Origin of the sequence: Streptococcus oralis (assembly GCF_016028255.1) — a bacterium.
GTDB lineage: Bacteria > Bacillota > Bacilli > Lactobacillales > Streptococcaceae > Streptococcus > Streptococcus oralis_AC.
The window spans coordinates 468035-485460 of sequence record NZ_CP065707.1; the positions used below are offsets into that span (position 1 = coordinate 468035).

A 17426-nucleotide genomic window follows, 5' to 3' on the forward strand; every position below is an offset into this window, starting at 1 on the left:
TTATTCTATCATGTATTTTTGCGGTCGGGGGGCTTTTATAGTATAATAGAGATACGTTTTGAAAGTAGGAGGTATCTATGGACTTAACCAAGCGCTTTAATAAACAATTAGACAAGATTCAAGTTTCCTTGATTCGTCAGTTTGACCAGGCTATTTCGGAGATTCCTGGGGTCTTGCGTTTGACCTTGGGGGAACCTGATTTTACAACGCCAGACCATGTCAAGGAGGCGGCCAAGCGAGCGATTGACCAGAACCAATCCTACTATACAGGGATGAGTGGTCTGTTGACTTTACGTCAGGCAGCCAGTGACTTTGTTAAGGAAAAGTACCAACTGGACTATGCTCCTGAAAATGAAATCTTGGTTACAATTGGGGCGACAGAGGCTTTATCTGCTACTTTGACGGCTATTTTGGAAGAGGGGGACAAGGTGCTCTTGCCAGCTCCTGCCTATCCAGGATATGAGCCGATTGTCAATCTAGTTGGGGCAGAGATTGTCGAGATTGATACAACTGAAAATGGTTTTGTCTTGACTCCTGAGATGTTGGAAAAGGCCATTTTGGAGCAAGGGGACAAGCTCAAAGCAGTTATTCTCAACTATCCAGCCAATCCGACAGGAATTACCTATAGTCGGGAGCAGTTGGAAGCCTTGGCAGACGTTTTACGCAAGTACGAGATTTTTGTTGTCTGTGATGAGGTTTACTCAGAATTAACCTATACAGGGGAAGCCCATGTATCTTTGGGAACTATGCTGAGAGACCAGGCTATTATTATCAATGGTTTATCTAAGTCTCATGCTATGACAGGTTGGCGTTTAGGCCTTATCTTTGCTCCTGCAGCCTTTACGACTCAGTTAATCAAGAGTCACCAGTACTTGGTAACTGCCGCAAATACTATGGCGCAACATGCTGCGGTAGAAGCTTTGACGGCGGGTAAAAACGACGCGGAGCCTATGAAGAAGGAGTACATCCAGCGTCGTGATTATATTATCGAGAAAATGACTGCTCTTGGTTTTGAGATTATTAAACCAGACGGTGCCTTCTATATCTTTGCTAAGATTCCTGCTGGCTACAATCAAGATTCCTTTGCTTTTCTGAAGGATTTTGCTCAGAAGAAGGCTGTTGCCTTTATCCCTGGTGCCGCCTTTGGACGCTACGGAGAAGGCTATGTTCGCCTATCTTATGCAGCTAGCATGGAGACTATCAAAGAAGCCATGAAACGACTTGAGGAGTACATGAGAGAAGCATGATTCAGTCTATCACGAGTCAAGGCTTGGTGCTCTACAATCGTAATTTTCGTGAGGACGACAAGTTAGTCAAGATTTTTACCGAGCAGGCTGGCAAGCGCATGTTTTTCGTCAAACACGCTGGTCAGTCCAAACTAGCTCCGGTTATTCAGCCCTTGGTGTTGGCGCGATTTCTCTTACGAATCAATGATGATGGGCTCAGCTATATCGAGGACTACCATGAGGTGATGACCTTTCCTAAGATTAATAGTGATCTCTTTGTCATGGCTTATGCGACCTATGTTGCTGCTCTTGCAGATGCTAGTTTGCAGGATAACCAGCAGGATGCTCCCTTGTTTGCTTTTTTGCAAAAGACTTTGGAGTTGATGGAAGAGGGTTTGGATTATCAGGTTTTGACCAATATTTTTGAAATTCAAATCTTGACCCGATTTGGGATTAGCCTTAATTTTAATGAGTGTATCTTTTGCCATCGGGTTGGTCAGGCCTTTGACTTTTCTTTTAAATATGGAGCCTGCCTCTGTCCAGAGCATTATCATGAGGATGAGAGACGTTGCCATCTGAATCCCAATATCCCTTATCTTCTCAATCAATTTCAAGCCATTGATTTTGAGACCTTGGAGACCATTTCGCTCAAGCCTGAAATCAAGCAAGACTTGCGCAAGTTTATAGATCAAATCTACGAAGAGTATGTTGGAATTCACCTAAAATCAAAGAAATTCATTGATTCCCTGGCAGACTGGGGACAATTACTAAAAGAGGAAGACAAATGAAAAAAATTGCAGTAGATGCTATGGGGGGCGATTACGCACCTCAAGCCATCGTTGAGGGTGTCAACCAAGCCCTTGCTGACTTTTCAGATATTGAGATTCAACTCTACGGAGATGAAAGCAAGATCAAGCAATATCTAACAGCGACAGAGCGTGTCAGCGTTATTCATACGGATGAGAAAATTGACTCAGACGATGAGCCGACAAAAGCTATTCGTAAGAAGAAAAATGCCAGCATGGTATTAGCGGCCAAGGCTGTCAAAGAGGGGGAAGCAGACGCTGTCCTCTCAGCTGGGAACACAGGTGCCTTGTTGGCTGCAGGATTCTTCATTGTGGGTCGTATCAAAAATATCGATCGTCCAGGACTCATGTCTACCTTGCCGACCATTGATGGCAAAGGGTTTGATATGCTAGATCTCGGTGCCAATGCGGAAAATACAGCCCATCATCTGCACCAATACGCTGTCCTAGGTTCCTTCTATGCGAAAAATGTTCGTGGGATTTCGAAACCGCGTATTGGTTTGCTCAACAATGGAACAGAAAGCAGCAAGGGAGATCCGCTTCGTAAGGAAACATACGACTTGCTAGTAGCTGATGAAAGTTTGAACTTTGTCGGAAACGTGGAAGCGCGTGATCTGATGAATGGCGTTGCGGATGTTGTCGTAACAGATGGTTTCACGGGAAACGCTGTTCTCAAATCCATCGAAGGTACAGCTTTGGGAATCATGGGCTTACTTAAAAATGCTATTACGGGTGGTGGTCTTCGAGCGAAGCTAGGTGCTCTACTTCTCAAAGATAGCCTCAAAGGTTTGAAAAAGCAGCTTAACTATTCAGATGTTGGAGGGGCAGTCTTGTTTGGTGTCAAGGCGCCAGTTGTAAAGACTCATGGTTCCAGTGATGCCAAGGCTGTGTACAGTACGATTCGTCAGATTCGTACCATGCTCGAAACAGACGTAGTTGCTCAGACTGCGCGTGAATTTTCAGGAGAATAAAAAGATGACAGAAAAAGAAATTTTTGACCGTGTTGTAACCATTATCCAAGAGCGACAGGGAGAAGACTTTGTCGTGACGGAGGCTTTGAGTTTGAAAGACGACCTAGATGCAGACTCAGTAGACTTGATGGAGTTCGTCCTAACGCTAGAAGATGAATTTGGTATTGAGATCAGCGATGAGGAAATTGACCAACTTCAAAGTGTGGCAGATGTGGTCGGAACTATTAAAGGTAAGATATAGCAAAAAACAACATGCAAGTCATGTTGTTTTTTTGTTTGCAGGAAAAAGGAAAAATTTGAAACATTTTTGTAGAAATTGCGAATATAGAGATGAGACAGAAAAAAGGAGGAACGTTTATGTATGTGACCGGTTTTTATCCATGGTTCATTAAGTGGTTTTTAAAATAAAAATGAAACAGTTGTTCATTTTCGAATTATTTTTCGAATAGATAGGTAAGGAAAAAGGAAGGAGACTACACGATGTATTTGCCAATCTTATTGCCATGGTTTATCAAATGGTATTTAAAATAAATGAAATTTACCTGTTCATTTTAGATCACTTCTCGAATAGATAAGTGATAAGAACAGGAAGGAAAAAGATTTCAGTAATTTATCCAATCTAGTTTTTAAAATGGTTTAAAGCCTAGAAACTGTAAACTAAAAAAATAAAAATAAAGGAGAAAAAGATGACAAATTTTGACAAAATGGAACAAAACTTTGTAGCTCTTACAGAAGAAGAGTTGACGGATGTGGATGGGGGTTCTGTTACTGCTGTGGTAGTAGGAGGCATCTTACTTATTGGCGGTATTGCTTGGGGATACTTTATGTGATAATAGGAGGATAAAATGAATATGAATAATTTAAATAATTGGACAGAGTTGACAGAAGACGAATTGATGAATACTGATGGAGGCGTGATCACAATAGCTACTATTGGTATTGGAGTGACTATTTTCCTTGGCGGTAGATTAATCGGGCAAGATTTAAAGCGTAGGTTTGGATAAAAAGTGATTAGGTATGAAAAATCGAAAAAATTTAATAGGCGTGCTTTTAATCAGTTTTGGAGCACTCTGCGTTCTAGGTGATTTAAATGTAATTACCTTTAAAGTTGATCAGTATGTAGGCTCGGAATTATGGATTCCGATCCTTATTTTAATGATGAGTTATTTGGATTCAGGCAAAAACAAGGTTTAAAGAGAACTATTGTTAGTGTGTGGCAAATACTATTGAATAGTCATCTTTTAGTTACTACCAATAAAAAATGGAGAAATAAATGAAGATTTCAGAAGAATTTTCAGTAATTATTATATCAGCTTCAGGAATAGTAGGGCTTTTGGTTGGAGTAGCTATTGGATTAGCCAGTATTATTTAAAAAGGAGAGAGAAAAATGAAAAAACTGGATGAAAAATTTGACATCATGACAGAAGCAGACTTATCTGTTACTGAGGGAGGCTTCATTGTTACTACTTCCACAGCAATAGCTTGGGGTGTATTAGGAGTAGCTTCTTATATGTATGGGCGTTATCTAGGAAGTAGACGCTAAGCTAAAAATTTGGGATAAAGTATGTAAGGAAATCAATTATGAATCACAACCTTAATCTCAATACATTGTTACCTAAACTAGCCACTATAGTTCCTTTGTTGGCAATAGCTCTTAATCTCGCGCTCCATGTGATTCGTACAGGTTCATTAGTATCCTTTGATTGGCAATGGACTTTAGTTGGCTTGCTTGCTTCGAGCTATTTTGGTATTTTTTGCAAAGATTTGTCAAAAGATAATTTAAACTATAAATGAAGAATATGAACCAAAAGGATTTTGTGCATGTGAATGGCGGAGTTTTTCCGCCTTTCTTATCAGGTAAATAGGAGTCTACCATGAAACAATTCTTATTAGGATTTGCTGAGGGGTATTTTATCGTATCGCTCATTATCTACATCGCCACGTATTTGATTTTGAAAAATCCGATCAATACCTTGTTTTATCCAGAAACCTATCCGATTCTGCTGGGGTTGTTTTATGTAGGATATAAGGTTAATAAAAAGCAAGTAGAGTGAGAGATTAAGAATGACTTATTATTCTGCGCTAAAAATGGGTAAGGTAAGATTTAAGAATGCATCACATTGGAGTTTAAAAAAATCGTAATTTAGAACGGTGTTATCTATTCTGACTAGGAATAGATCATACCAGAGGTGGCTTAGAAATAGTAGGGACATTAGAAATTGTAGTAATAAATAGGATGTCGTAAATGTTACTATCAATGATTTATTTGTTCCAAGCTTGCCCAGGGTGACAGTAAAAAGTCAATTTCCTTTTATACCATATTTTTAGTAGGTAGGACACTTGTTCTGCCTATTTTCTTTAGCAAAAAGTGCCAGTTGAGGTGTTTATTTGGAGTTTTACATGTATTTTTTGATAAAATAGGTATAGAAATTAGGAAAGTTGGAGAAAAGAAATGAAGAAGGTTTTAGGCTATTGTTTAGTATTTGTTTTTCTATTTTTAATGAATATTCTCATCTTTACGATACTAGCAACTCTTGGATTTCAGGTGACAATGAGTGAAAGTAGTTATCTGGTACCCCCTGTGTTTTCGTTTATCGTTTTATATACCATTCATAAAAGAGGTGGGAAAGGTAAGAAATCTGTGTAATTGAATGATCTAGGCAGGACTCTTGTTCTGCCTATTTTCTTTGACAAAAAGTGCTGTTCAGGTATGAATATTGTTTTTTCAGAAATAATTTTCCGATTTCTTCTTCGTTTGGTTAAAATAATCTTACAAAGTTTTTAAGAGATTGTTAGAAAAAAGGAGATGGATATGAAATTTGGGAAAAAACACTATCGTCCTCAGGTGGATCAGATGGATTGCGGCGTGGCTTCCTTGGCTATGATATTTAGCTACTACGGTAGTTATTACTCCTTGGCTCATCTACGAGAGTTGGCCAAGACGACCATGGATGGGACGACTGCTTTGGGGCTTGTAAAGGTGGCAGAGGAGCTTGGCTTTGAGACGCGGGCTATCAAGGCGGATATGACGCTCTTTGATCTGCCTGATTTGACTTTTCCTTTTGTAGCCCATGTGCTCAAGGAAGGGAAATTGCTCCACTACTATGTGGTGACAGGTCAGGATAAGAAGACCATCCATATCGCTGATCCAGATCCTGGTGTCAAGCTGACCAAGATTTCCCGTGAGCGATTTGCGCAAGAGTGGACAGGGGTCAGTCTCTTTATGGCGCCATCTCCAGACTATAAACCTCATAAGGAGAAAAAACAGGGGCTCCTATCCTTCTTGCCCATCTTATTCAAACAGCGTGGCTTAATTACCAATATCGTACTAGCGACACTCTTGGTAACCCTGATTAACATTGTGGGTTCTTATTATCTGCAGTCTATCATTGATACCTATGTGCCAGATCAGATGCGTTCGACGCTGGGTATCATCTCTATTGGTTTGGTCATCGTCTATATCCTCCAGCAAATTTTGTCCTACGCGCAGGAGTATCTCTTACTTGTTTTGGGGCAACGTCTGTCAATTGATGTGATTTTATCCTACATCAAGCATGTTTTTCACCTGCCAATGTCCTTTTTTGCGACACGCAGGACAGGGGAAATCGTGTCTCGTTTCACGGATGCTAACAGTATCATTGACGCGCTAGCGTCGACCATTTTATCTATCTTTTTGGATGTGTCGACGATTCTGATTATTTCGCTTGTCTTGTTTTCACAAAATATGACACTCTTTTTCATTAGTCTACTTGCGCTTCCCATCTATACAGTGATTATCTTTGCCTTTATGAAGCCTTTTGAAAAGATGAATCGGGACACTATGGAAGCCAATGCGGTTCTGTCTTCTTCTATCATCGAGGACATCAATGGTATTGAGACCATTAAGTCTTTGACCAGTGAAAGTTCACGCTATCAAAAGATTGACAAGGAATTTGTAGCTTATCTGAAAAAATCCTTTACCTATAGTCGAGCAGAAAGTCAACAAAAGGCTCTTAAAAAGCTTGCTCAGCTTCTGCTCAATGTTGCTGTTCTCTGGATGGGAGCTGTTCTTGTCATGGATGGCAAGATGAGCTTGGGTCAGCTGATTACCTATAGCACCCTGCTTGTTTACTTTACCAATCCTTTGGAAAATATCATCAACCTACAAACCAAACTTCAGACAGCGCAGGTTGCCAATAATCGCTTAAATGAGGTTTATCTAGTGGCTTCGGAGTTTGAGGAGAAGAAAACGGTAGAAGATTTGAGTATGATGAAGGGGGATATGACCCTTAAACAAGTTCACTATAAGTATGGCTATGGTCGTGATGTCTTGTCGGATATCAATTTGACGATCCCACAAGATTCTAAAGTGGCTTTCGTGGGAATTTCAGGATCAGGCAAGACAACTTTGGCCAAGATGATGGTTAATTTTTACGATCCAAGTCAGGGAGAGATTAGTCTGGGTGGTGTCAATCTTAATCAGATTGATAAAAAGGCCCTGCGCCAGTACATCAACTATCTGCCTCAACAGCCCTATGTCTTTAACGGAACGATTTTGGAGAATCTTCTCCTTGGAGCCAAGGAGGGGACGACTCAGGAAGATATCTTACGGGCTGTTGAATTGGCCGAGATTCGGGAGGATATCGAGAGGATGCCACTGAATTACCAGACAGAATTAACTTCGGATGGGGCAGGGATTTCTGGTGGGCAACGGCAACGAATCGCTCTGGCGCGTGCTCTCTTGACAGATGCGCCTGTCTTGATATTGGATGAGGCGACCAGCAGTCTGGATATCTTGACAGAGAAGCGGATTGTGGATAATCTCATGGCTTTAGACAAGACCTTGATTTTCATCGCCCACCGCTTGACCATCGCTGAGCGGACAGAGAAGGTTGTTGTCTTGGATCAGGGTAAGATTGTCGAAGAAGGCAATCATGCTGATTTGCTTGCTCGAGGTGGATTTTACGCCCATTTGGTGAATAGCTAGAAAGAGGAGAAGATGCAACCAGAATTTTTAGAAAGTGCGGAGTTTTACAATCGTCGTTACCATAATTTTTCCAGTCGGGTGATTTTACCTATGTCGCTCCTACTCGTGTTTTTACTGGGATTTGCAGTTTTTGCAGAGAAGGAGATTAGTTTATCTACCAGAGCAACTGTCGAACCTAGTCGGATTATTGCCAACATCCAGTCGACTAGCAATCAACGCATCGTGGCCAATTATCTAGAAGAAAACAAACTAGTCAAGCAGGGGGATCTCCTCGTTCAGTACCAGCAAGGGGCGGAAGCTGTTCAAGCTGAAGCATACGCCAATCAGTTGGAGATGTTTAAGGATCAAAAAAAACAGTTAGGTTATTTGCAATCCAGTTTGAAAGAGGGGAGTGATCAATTTCCAGAGGCAGATAAGTTTGGTTATCAGGAGATGTTTCGAGACTATCTCAGCCAAGCGAATAGTCTGAGGAGTAATGTTTCTCAGCAAAATGCCAGCATCTCCTCACAGAATGCGGCAGCAAGTCAGAGTCAGTCCGAGATTGGCAATCTTATCAGACAAACACAGGATAAAATTCGAGATTACAAAACAGCTAAGTCAGCGATTGAAAAGGGAGATCAACTGGATAGTCAGAATCCAGCCTACTCTTTTTACCAGACCTATAAAAACCAAGCTGGAGAAGATCCGCAAGCTAAATCGCAAGTTATTGCACAGGTGGATGCTCAAATTGCCCAGCTAGAGTCTAGTTTAGCTACTTATCGTGTACAGTATGCGGGATCTGGAGCTCAACAAGCCTACGCAAGTGGACTGGATAGTCAGCTTGAATCCCTTAAGTCCCAGCACCTAGTCAAAGTCGGTCAGGAATTAACCCTTTTGGATCAGAAAATTTTAGAAGCGGAGTCGGGTAAGAAAGTCCAAGGAGGTCTCCTAGATAAGGGGAAGATTACAGCAAGCGAGGATGGGGTACTTCACCTTAATCCTGAGACCAGTGATTCTACCATGGTTGCAGAAGGAACCCTGCTAGCCCAACTCTACCCGGCCTTGGAACGAGAAAGAAAAACCAAACTCACAGCTTATCTCAGTTCAAAAGATGTTGCAAGACTTAAGGTAGGTGATTCTATCCGTTTTACTACAAACAAGGATGCCAACAAAGAGCTCGTTCTTGTTTCTGCGATTACGAATATTGATGCGACAGCTACCAAGACTGAAAAGGGAAATTTCTTTAAAATAGAGGCAGAGACAAGTCTGGCTCCTGAACAGGCAGAAAAACTTCGCTACGGTTCAGAAGGACGTTTGACACTAATCACAGGAAAGAAAAGTTATCTGCGATATTACTTAGATCAATTTTTGAACAGAGAATAATGTTTGTTTTTAACGCGATATTATACTTTTAAAACTGTAAAATGTTTTGATTTTACAGTTTTTCTTAATATTAAAAAGAGGTATCTTAGCCGTCGTTCGCAAATTCTTGCTATTTTCGTTATTTTGTAGTAGAATGAAGTAAAGAAATACGAAAGGCGAACTTTAAAATGTCAAAAGAATTGATCTATTCGGGAAAAGCCAAGGATATCTATACAACTGAGGATGAAAATCTTATTATTTCAACTTACAAGGATCAGGCAACTGCCTTCAACGGTGTCAAGAAGGAGCAGATTGCGGGCAAGGGAGTCTTGAATAATCAGATTTCATCTTTTATTTTTGAAAAGTTAAATGCTGCTGGTGTGGCGACTCACTTTGTGGAGAAACTTTCGGATACGGAACAACTCAATAAAAAGGTTGAGATTATTCCTCTAGAAGTTGTGCTCCGCAACTACACGGCTGGATCCTTTTCAAAACGTTTTGGCGTTGATGAGGGTATCGCATTTGAGACTCCGATTGTCGAATTTTACTATAAAAATGATGATTTGGATGATCCGTTTATCAATGATGAGCATGTGAAATTCCTAAAGATTGCAGATGACCAGCAGATTGCTTACTTGAAAGAAGAAACCCGTCGTATCAATGAACTTTTGAAGGCTTGGTTTGCTGAGATTGGGCTTAAATTGATTGACTTTAAGCTAGAGTTCGGTTTTGACAAGGATGGTAAGATTATCTTGGCAGACGAATTTTCACCAGATAACTGCCGTTTGTGGGATGCGGATGGCAACCACATGGACAAAGATGTTTTCCGTAGAGGTCTCGGAGAATTGACAGATGTTTATGAGATTGTCTGGGAAAAGTTGCAGGGATTGAAATAACAACCTAGAAGTCGTTTGGGAATATTGCAAGAGCTGAAATAAAGGAATAAGAATTGATGGATAAACGTATTTTTGTTGAAAAAAAGGCCGATTTTCAAGTTAAGTCAGAAAGTTTGGTAAGGGAGCTCCAGCATAACTTGGGACTTTCAACTTTGAAAAGTATTCGCATTGTGCAAGTTTATGATGTCTTTGATTTGGCAGAGGACTTGTTTGCGCCTGCAGAGAAACACATCTTCTCTGAGCAGGTGACCGACCATGTATTGGACGAAGCGGCTGTGCAAGCGGATCTTGCTAACTATGCTTTCTTTGCCATTGAAAGCCTGCCAGGGCAGTTTGACCAACGTGCAGCTTCTTCACAGGAAGCCTTGCTTTTGCTGGGAAGTTCGAGTGATGTGACGGTCAATACAGCCCAACTTTATCTGGTCAATAAAGATATTGATGCGACTGAGTTGGAAGCGGTCAAGAACTACTTGCTCAACCCAGTTGATTCTCGTTTCAAGGACATCACGACAGGGATTGCCAAGCAGGAATTTTCAGAGTCAGACAAGACTATTCCAAAATTGACTTTCTTTGAAAGTTATACGGCAGAAGACTTTGCTCGCTACAAGGCCAAGCAAGGGATGGCCATGGAAGTGGATGATTTGCTCTTTATCCAAGACTACTTCAAGTCAATCGGGCGCGTGCCGACAGAAACAGAGCTCAAGGTTTTGGACACTTATTGGTCTGACCACTGTCGTCACACAACTTTCGAGACGGAGTTGAAGAATATCGACTTCTCAGCTTCTAAATTCCAAAAACAATTGCAAGCGACTTATGACAAGTATATCGCCATGCGTGATGAGTTGGGACGTACGGATAAACCTCAGACCTTGATGGATATGGCGACTATTTTTGGTCGTTATGAGCGTGCTAACGGTCGTTTGGATGACATGGAAGTGTCTGATGAAATCAATGCCTGCTCTGTTGAAATTGAAGTGGATGTCAATGGTGTCAAAGAACCATGGCTTCTCATGTTCAAAAACGAAACTCACAACCACCCAACGGAAATTGAACCATTTGGTGGAGCGGCTACTTGTATCGGTGGTGCCATTCGTGACCCATTGTCAGGTCGCTCATACGTTTACCAAGCCATGCGTATTTCAGGTGCTGGCGATATTACAGCTCCAATTTCAGAAACTCGCGCTGGTAAATTACCACAACAAGTCATTTCTAAAACAGCGGCTCACGGTTATTCTTCTTATGGGAATCAGATTGGTCTTGCGACGACTTACGTTCGTGAATACTTCCACCCAGGATTTGTAGCCAAACGCATGGAGCTTGGTGCCGTTGTTGGTGCAGCTCCTAAGGGCAACGTTGTCCGTGAAAAACCGGAAGCGGGCGATGTGATTATTCTTCTTGGTGGTAAGACTGGCCGTGATGGTGTCGGTGGTGCGACAGGGTCTTCTAAAGTTCAAACGGTTGAGTCTGTGGAGACTGCTGGTGCTGAGGTTCAAAAAGGAAATGCCATAGAAGAACGCAAGATTCAACGTCTGTTCCGTAATGGCGATGTCACTCGTCTCATCAAGAAATCCAATGACTTTGGTGCTGGTGGTGTCTGTGTAGCCATCGGTGAATTGGCAGACGGTCTTGAAATCGACCTCAACAAGGTTCCTCTTAAATACCAAGGTTTGAACGGTACAGAAATTGCCATCTCTGAATCACAAGAACGGATGGCGGTCGTGGTTCGTCCTGAGGACGTAGATGCCTTCGTTGCAGAATGTAATAAAGAAAATATTGATGCTGTTGTGGTCGCGACAGTGACTGAAAAACCAAATCTAGTCATGCACTGGAATGGTGAAACCATCGTCAACTTGGAACGTCGTTTCCTTGATACCAATGGTGTGCGTGTCGTTGTCGATGCCAAGGTCGTGGACAAGGATGTCAAGCTTCCAGAAGAGCGCAAGACAAGTGTTGAAACCCTTGAAGCAGATACCCTTTCAGTTCTATCTGACCTTAACCATACCAGTCAAAAAGGCTTGCAGACCATCTTTGATAGTTCAGTTGGTCGTTCAACTGTCAATCACCCGCTTGGTGGTCGCTATCAACTCACACCAACTGAGGCATCTGTGCAGAAATTGCCAGTTCAACACGGTGTGACTCATACTGCGTCTGTCATGGCGCAAGGCTTTAACCCTTATCTAGCAGAATGGTCTCCATACCACGGTGCTGCCTATGCAGTTATCGAAGCGACTGCTCGTCTAGTAGCGGCAGGTGCCAACTGGTCTAAGGCTCGTTTCTCTTACCAAGAGTATTTTGAGCGGATGGACAAGCAAGCTGAGCGTTTTGGTCAGCCAGTAGCAGCCCTTCTAGGCTCTATTGAAGCACAAATTCAGCTTGGCTTGCCATCTATCGGTGGTAAAGACTCTATGTCTGGTACCTTTGAAGAATTGACGGTACCACCAACCTTGGTTGCCTTTGGGGTGACAACAGCAGATAGCCGTAAAGTCCTTTCTCCTGAGTTCAAGACTGCTGGTGAAAACATCTACTACATTCCAGGTCAAGCCCTCTCCGCAGAGATTGATTTTGACTTGATTAAGTCTAACTTTGCTCAATTTGAAGCCATCCAAGCTGACCACAAAGTAACATCTGCATCAGCTGTTAAATATGGTGGTGTCCTTGAAAGCTTGGCTCTTGCTACCTTTGGGAACCATATCGGTGCAGAGGTTATCTTGTCTGAACTTGAAAGTTCTTTGACAGCTCAATTGGGTGGATTTGTCTTCACCTCTCCTCAAGAAATCGCTGGAGTAGAGAAGATTGGACAAACAAGTGCAGACTTTACACTCCTTGTCAACGGTGTGAAGTTAGATGGACAGAAACTTGACAGTGCCTTTCAAGGGAGACTGGAAGAAGTTTACCCAACGGAATTTGCCCAAGCTAAAGAATTGGACGAAGTTCCAGCTGTCGCTTCTACCGCAGTCATCAAAGCTAAAGAAACTATTGAAAAACCAGTGGTTTACATCCCAGTCTTCCCAGGAACCAACTCGGAATATGACTCAGCAAAAGCTTTCGAAAAAGAAGGTGCAGAAGTCAACTTGGTGCCATTCGTGACCTTGAATGAAGAAGCTATTGTCAAGTCAGTTGAGACCATGGTTGACAATATCGGCAAGGCTAATATCCTCTTCTTTGCAGGTGGCTTCTCAGCTGCGGACGAACCAGATGGTTCAGCTAAGTTTATCGTCAACATCTTGCTCAATGAAAAAGTACGTGCAGCAATTGATAGCTTTATTGCTCGTGGTGGCTTGATTATCGGTATCTGTAATGGATTCCAAGCCCTTGTAAAATCAGGTCTTCTTCCATACGGAAACTTTGAAGATGCCAGCAGTACTAGCCCAACCCTCTTCTACAATGATGCCAACCAACACGTGGCCAAGATGGTGGAAACTCGAATTGCCAATACCAACTCACCATGGTTGGCTGGCGTGCAAGTAGGAGATATTCATGCCATTCCTGTTTCGCACGGTGAAGGGAAGTTTGTCGTGACGGCTGAGGAATTTGCGGAGCTCCGTGACAATGGTCAAATCTTTAGCCAATATGTTGACTTTGACGGCAAACCAAGTATGGACTCTAAGTACAATCCGAATGGTTCTGTAAATGCCATCGAAGGAATTACCAGCAAGAACGGTCAAATCATTGGTAAAATGGGTCACTCAGAACGTTATGAAGACGGTCTTTTCCAAAACATCCCAGGAAATAAAGATCAGCACCTGTTCGCGTCGGCGGTTAAATACTTTACTGGAAAATAAGAATCGTAGATTTTCTAATAGATAGTATCCGTAATGTGAAAGTCATGTAGATCTTGCTCTTGACGATACACAAATAAAAATTAGGTATAAAAAATGACATACGAAGTAAAATCTCTTAATGAAGAATGTGGTGTTTTCGGTATCTGGGGACATCCAGATGCTGCCAAATTGACCTATTTTGGGCTCCATAGTCTTCAGCACCGTGGTCAGGAGGGGGCAGGAATCCTCTCCAATGACCAAGGGAAATTGAAGCGCCATCGTGATATGGGGCTTCTATCAGAAGTTTTCAAAAATCCTACCAAATTGGACAAACTGACAGGAACGGCTGCCATTGGGCATGTGCGTTATGCGACTGCAGGGGAAGCTTCTGCGGATAACATCCAACCCTTTCTCTTTCGTTTTCATGACATGCAGTTTGGACTTGCTCACAATGGAAATCTGACCAATGCCGAATCGCTCAAGAAAGAATTGGAACAAAGTGGCGCTATTTTCAGTTCAACTTCGGACTCGGAAATCTTGGCTCACCTCATTCGTCGGAGTCACAATCCGAACTTGATGGGTAAAATCAAGGAAGCACTTAGTCTCGTCAAAGGTGGCTTTGCTTATATCCTGCTATTTGAGGACAAGTTGGTTGCGGCCCTTGACCCTAATGGCTTCCGTCCGCTTTCTATCGGGAAAATGGCCAATGGAGCAGTTGTTGTTTCCTCTGAAACTTGTGCTTTTGAAGTCATTGGTGCCGAGTGGATTCGCGATGTAAAACCAGGAGAGATTGTAATCGTGGATGGCAATGGGATTCAGTACGATAGTTATACGAATGATACCCAGTTGGCGATTTGCTCTATGGAGTATATCTACTTTGCCCGTCCTGACTCTAATATCCATGGTGTCAACGTCCATACAGCTCGCAAACGTATGGGGGCTCAATTGGCGCGTGAGTTCAAGCACGAAGCGGATATTGTGGTCGGTGTGCCAAATTCCTCACTCAGCGCAGCTATGGGATTTGCAGAAGAATCTGGTCTGCCAAATGAAATGGGTCTTATCAAGAATCAATACACGCAACGTACCTTTATCCAACCGACTCAAGAATTGCGGGAGCAAGGGGTACGGATGAAACTGTCTGCTGTTTCGGGTGTTGTCAAAGGCAAACGTGTGGTGATGATTGATGATTCCATTGTTCGCGGGACAACCTCTCGCCGTATCGTTCAGCTCTTGAAAGAAGCGGGGGCTTCTGAAGTTCACGTTGCTATTGGCAGTCCAGCGCTAGCTTATCCATGTTTTTACGGGATTGATATCCAGACGCGTCAGGAGCTGATTGCGGCCAATCATACGGTCGAGGAAACTCGTCAAATCATTGGTGCGGACAGTCTGACTTATCTTTCGATTGATGGTTTGATTGATTCTATCGGCATCGAAACAGATGCGCCAAACGGTGGTCTCTGTGTCGCTTACTTTGACGGCGACTACCCAACTCCTCTCTACGACTATGAGGAAGACTATCGTAGCAGTTTGGATGAAAAGACCAGTTTTTACAAATAGGCGGATGACGACTCTCCATTAAAGAAAAGGAATGAACAAAATGACGAATAAAAATGCTTATGCTCCACGTCTCGCTACTGACTAAAAGCTAAAGCATTTGTCAGTAGACGCTTTGCCCTATGGGACCAAAGCTAGAGCCCTGACTAGTATTTTTAGATAAAATAATTGTTTATCTAAAAATACGTCGCAATCTTCTCAAAGAAAAGGAAAAATAAAATGGCAAATAAAAATGCGTACGCCCAGTCGGGTGTAGATGTTGAAGCGGGTTATGAAGTTGTTGAACGGATTAAAAAGCATGTAGCTCGTACGGAGCGTGCAGGTGTTATGGGAGCTCTAGGTGGTTTCGGTGGCATGTTTGACCTTTCAAAAACAGGTGTCAAAGAGCCGGTCTTGATCTCAGGGACTGATGGTGTCGGAACCAAGCTCATGCTGGCTATCAAATACGATAAGCACGATACCATCGGTCAGGACTGTGTGGCAATGTGTGTCAACGACATCATCGCTGCAGGTGCGGAGCCTCTTTACTTCCTTGACTACGTAGCGACAGGGAAGAATGAACCAGCTAAACTAGAACAAGTCGTTGCTGGTGTGGCAGAAGGTTGTGTGCAGGCAGGCGCTGCTCTCATCGGTGGGGAAACGGCTGAAATGCCTGGTATGTATGGCGCAGATGACTATGATTTGGCTGGTTTTGCAGTCGGTGTAGCTGAAAAATCTCAAATCATAGATGGTTCAAAAGTAGCTGAAGGTGATGTGATTCTTGGACTTGCTTCAAGTGGTATTCACTCAAATGGTTACTCACTCGTTCGTCGTGTCTTTGCGGACTATACAGGTGAGGAAGTCTTACCAGAATTGGAGGGCAAGAAACTCAAGGAAGTTCTGCTTGAGCCGACTCGTATCTATGTCAAGGCTGTGTTGCCACTCATCAAGGAAGGGTTGGTCAACGGTATTGCCCACATCACAGGAGGTGGTTTCATCGAAAATGTCCCTCGTATGTTTGCAGATGACCTAGCTGCGGAAATTGAAGAAGACAAAGTACCAGTGCTTCCGATTTTCAAAGCCCTTGAAAAATACGGTGAAATCAAGCACGAAGAAATGTTTGAAATCTTCAATATGGGTGTGGGACTCATGTTGGCAGTTAGACCTGAAAATGTAGATCGTGTCAAGGAATCGCTGGATGAACCAGTCTATGAAATTGGTCGCATCGTCAAGAAAGAAAACGAAAGTGTCATCATCAAATGAAAAAAATAGCGGTTTTTGCCTCTGGTAATGGCTCGAATTTTCAGGTGATTGCCGAAGAGTTTCCGGTGGAGTTTGTCTTTTCAGACCATCGTGACGCCTATGTGTTGGAGCGGGCAGAAAAGCTCGGCGTCCTGTCCTATGCTTTTGAACTCAAGGAGTTTGAGAACAAGGCAGACTACGAAGCAGCCCTTGTCGAACTCTTGGAAGAACATCAGATTGACTTGGTTTGCCTCGCCGGCTACATGAAAATCGTTGGGCCAACCTTATTGTCAGCTTATGAGGGCCGAATTATCAACATTCATCCTGCCTACCTGCCAGAATTTCCAGGAGCTCATGGGATTGAGGACGCTTGGAATGCTGGTGTTGCTGAGAGTGGCGTCACCATTCACTGGGTGGACTCTGGTGTGGATACAGGAAAGGTTATCAAACAAGTCCGTGTGCCACGTCTAGCTGATGATACCATCGAAAGCTTTGAAGCTCGCATTCATGAAGCGGAGTACAAGTTGTATCCGGAAGTTATTAGAGAATTGTTGGACAAATAAATGAAAAAATGGTTGGAAACATTTGCCTTGATTAGCTTGGCAATCGTTCTACGTTTACTGGTAAATTTCTTCTTCCCAGAGTTTCCTTATTGGGGGAAATTTTTACTGACAGTAATTTTGG

General features: G+C 42.7%; 17 protein-coding genes. All 17 read left to right on the forward strand.

Annotated elements, in window-relative coordinates; translation table 11 throughout:
* Positions 1 to 77: 77 nt before the first annotated feature.
* Positions 78 to 1247 carry a pyridoxal phosphate-dependent aminotransferase gene (locus tag I6G42_RS02365; RefSeq protein ID WP_038804305.1) on the forward strand — a complete coding sequence of 390 codons (1170 nt, stop codon included), beginning with the start codon at positions 78 to 80 and terminating at the stop codon, positions 1245 to 1247.
* Complete coding sequence (gene recO / locus I6G42_RS02370; RefSeq protein WP_038804304.1) at positions 1244 to 2014, forward strand: DNA repair protein RecO; 771 nt, start codon at positions 1244 to 1246, stop codon at positions 2012 to 2014. Before I6G42_RS02365 ends, recO begins: the two co-directional genes overlap by 4 nt.
* Positions 2011 to 3003, forward strand: coding sequence for a phosphate acyltransferase PlsX (gene plsX, locus I6G42_RS02375; RefSeq protein WP_038804303.1), 993 nt, complete (start codon positions 2011 to 2013; stop codon positions 3001 to 3003). The genes recO and plsX overlap by 4 nt, the downstream gene beginning before the upstream one ends.
* A gap of 4 nt (positions 3004 to 3007) precedes the next feature.
* Entirely contained in the window at positions 3008 to 3244 is a 237-nt protein-coding gene (locus I6G42_RS02380; RefSeq protein WP_000136453.1) for an acyl carrier protein, read from the forward strand.
* A 445-nt stretch (positions 3245 to 3689) separates the two neighbouring features.
* Positions 3690 to 3833, forward strand: a complete 144-nt coding sequence (locus I6G42_RS02385) for a class IIb bacteriocin, lactobin A/cerein 7B family (protein ID WP_038804302.1) — start codon at positions 3690 to 3692, stop codon at positions 3831 to 3833.
* 15 nt (positions 3834 to 3848) lie between these two features.
* On the forward strand, positions 3849 to 4007 hold the full coding sequence (locus I6G42_RS02390) for a class IIb bacteriocin, lactobin A/cerein 7B family (protein ID WP_038804301.1): 159 nt from the start codon (positions 3849 to 3851) through the stop codon (positions 4005 to 4007).
* 383 nt (positions 4008 to 4390) lie between these two features.
* A complete protein-coding gene (locus I6G42_RS02395) occupies positions 4391 to 4546 on the forward strand; it encodes a hypothetical protein (protein ID WP_000732133.1) in 156 nt (51 codons plus the stop codon).
* A 38-nt stretch (positions 4547 to 4584) separates the two neighbouring features.
* Entirely contained in the window at positions 4585 to 4797 is a 213-nt protein-coding gene (locus tag I6G42_RS10005) for a hypothetical protein (protein WP_038804300.1), read from the forward strand.
* Between the two features lie 80 nt (positions 4798 to 4877).
* Complete coding sequence (locus I6G42_RS02400; protein ID WP_038804299.1) at positions 4878 to 5057, forward strand: hypothetical protein; 180 nt, start codon at positions 4878 to 4880, stop codon at positions 5055 to 5057.
* 398 nt (positions 5058 to 5455) lie between these two features.
* Entirely contained in the window at positions 5456 to 5650 is a 195-nt protein-coding gene (locus tag I6G42_RS10010; protein WP_038804298.1) for a hypothetical protein, read from the forward strand.
* Positions 5651 to 5815: 165 nt separating this feature from the next.
* Entirely contained in the window at positions 5816 to 7969 is a 2154-nt protein-coding gene (gene comA, locus I6G42_RS02405; RefSeq protein ID WP_038804297.1) for a peptide cleavage/export ABC transporter ComA, read from the forward strand.
* A gap of 12 nt (positions 7970 to 7981) precedes the next feature.
* Positions 7982 to 9331 carry a competence pheromone export protein ComB gene (gene comB / locus I6G42_RS02410; RefSeq protein WP_038804296.1) on the forward strand — a complete coding sequence of 450 codons (1350 nt, stop codon included), beginning with the start codon at positions 7982 to 7984 and terminating at the stop codon, positions 9329 to 9331.
* A 167-nt stretch (positions 9332 to 9498) separates the two neighbouring features.
* Positions 9499 to 10206, forward strand: coding sequence for a phosphoribosylaminoimidazolesuccinocarboxamide synthase (purC, locus tag I6G42_RS02415; RefSeq protein WP_038804295.1), 708 nt, complete (start codon positions 9499 to 9501; stop codon positions 10204 to 10206).
* A gap of 56 nt (positions 10207 to 10262) precedes the next feature.
* On the forward strand, positions 10263 to 13988 hold the full coding sequence (locus I6G42_RS02420) for a phosphoribosylformylglycinamidine synthase (RefSeq protein WP_038804294.1): 3726 nt from the start codon (positions 10263 to 10265) through the stop codon (positions 13986 to 13988).
* A 93-nt stretch (positions 13989 to 14081) separates the two neighbouring features.
* Positions 14082 to 15524: an amidophosphoribosyltransferase gene (purF, locus tag I6G42_RS02425; RefSeq protein WP_038804293.1), complete on the forward strand. Its 1443-nt coding sequence runs from the start codon at positions 14082 to 14084 to the stop codon at positions 15522 to 15524.
* 216 nt (positions 15525 to 15740) lie between these two features.
* Positions 15741 to 16763, forward strand: coding sequence for a phosphoribosylformylglycinamidine cyclo-ligase (gene purM / locus I6G42_RS02430; protein ID WP_038804292.1), 1023 nt, complete (start codon positions 15741 to 15743; stop codon positions 16761 to 16763).
* Positions 16760 to 17305 carry a phosphoribosylglycinamide formyltransferase gene (purN, locus tag I6G42_RS02435; RefSeq protein WP_038804291.1) on the forward strand — a complete coding sequence of 182 codons (546 nt, stop codon included), beginning with the start codon at positions 16760 to 16762 and terminating at the stop codon, positions 17303 to 17305. Before purM ends, purN begins: the two co-directional genes overlap by 4 nt.
* The last annotated feature ends 121 nt before the right edge of the window (positions 17306 to 17426 follow it).

Bases quoted from the DNA above. Each gene is read 5' to 3' on its own strand.
- I6G42_RS02365 (WP_038804305.1), top strand. From the start codon at position 78: ATGGACTTAACCAAGCGCTTTAATAAACAATTAGACAAGATTCAAGTT.
- recO (WP_038804304.1), top strand. From the start codon at position 1,244: ATGATTCAGTCTATCACGAGTCAAGGCTTGGTGCTCTACAATCGTAAT.
- plsX (WP_038804303.1), top strand. From the start codon at position 2,011: ATGAAAAAAATTGCAGTAGATGCTATGGGGGGCGATTACGCACCTCAA.
- I6G42_RS02380 (WP_000136453.1), top strand. From the start codon at position 3,008: ATGACAGAAAAAGAAATTTTTGACCGTGTTGTAACCATTATCCAAGAG.
- I6G42_RS02385 (WP_038804302.1), top strand. From the start codon at position 3,690: ATGACAAATTTTGACAAAATGGAACAAAACTTTGTAGCTCTTACAGAA.
- I6G42_RS02390 (WP_038804301.1), top strand. From the start codon at position 3,849: ATGAATATGAATAATTTAAATAATTGGACAGAGTTGACAGAAGACGAA.
- I6G42_RS02395 (WP_000732133.1), top strand. From the start codon at position 4,391: ATGAAAAAACTGGATGAAAAATTTGACATCATGACAGAAGCAGACTTA.
- I6G42_RS10005 (WP_038804300.1), top strand. From the start codon at position 4,585: ATGAATCACAACCTTAATCTCAATACATTGTTACCTAAACTAGCCACT.
- I6G42_RS02400 (WP_038804299.1), top strand. From the start codon at position 4,878: ATGAAACAATTCTTATTAGGATTTGCTGAGGGGTATTTTATCGTATCG.
- I6G42_RS10010 (WP_038804298.1), top strand. From the start codon at position 5,456: ATGAAGAAGGTTTTAGGCTATTGTTTAGTATTTGTTTTTCTATTTTTA.
- comA (WP_038804297.1), top strand. From the start codon at position 5,816: ATGAAATTTGGGAAAAAACACTATCGTCCTCAGGTGGATCAGATGGAT.
- comB (WP_038804296.1), top strand. From the start codon at position 7,982: ATGCAACCAGAATTTTTAGAAAGTGCGGAGTTTTACAATCGTCGTTAC.
- purC (WP_038804295.1), top strand. From the start codon at position 9,499: ATGTCAAAAGAATTGATCTATTCGGGAAAAGCCAAGGATATCTATACA.
- I6G42_RS02420 (WP_038804294.1), top strand. From the start codon at position 10,263: ATGGATAAACGTATTTTTGTTGAAAAAAAGGCCGATTTTCAAGTTAAG.
- purF (WP_038804293.1), top strand. From the start codon at position 14,082: ATGACATACGAAGTAAAATCTCTTAATGAAGAATGTGGTGTTTTCGGT.
- purM (WP_038804292.1), top strand. From the start codon at position 15,741: ATGGCAAATAAAAATGCGTACGCCCAGTCGGGTGTAGATGTTGAAGCG.
- purN (WP_038804291.1), top strand. From the start codon at position 16,760: ATGAAAAAAATAGCGGTTTTTGCCTCTGGTAATGGCTCGAATTTTCAG.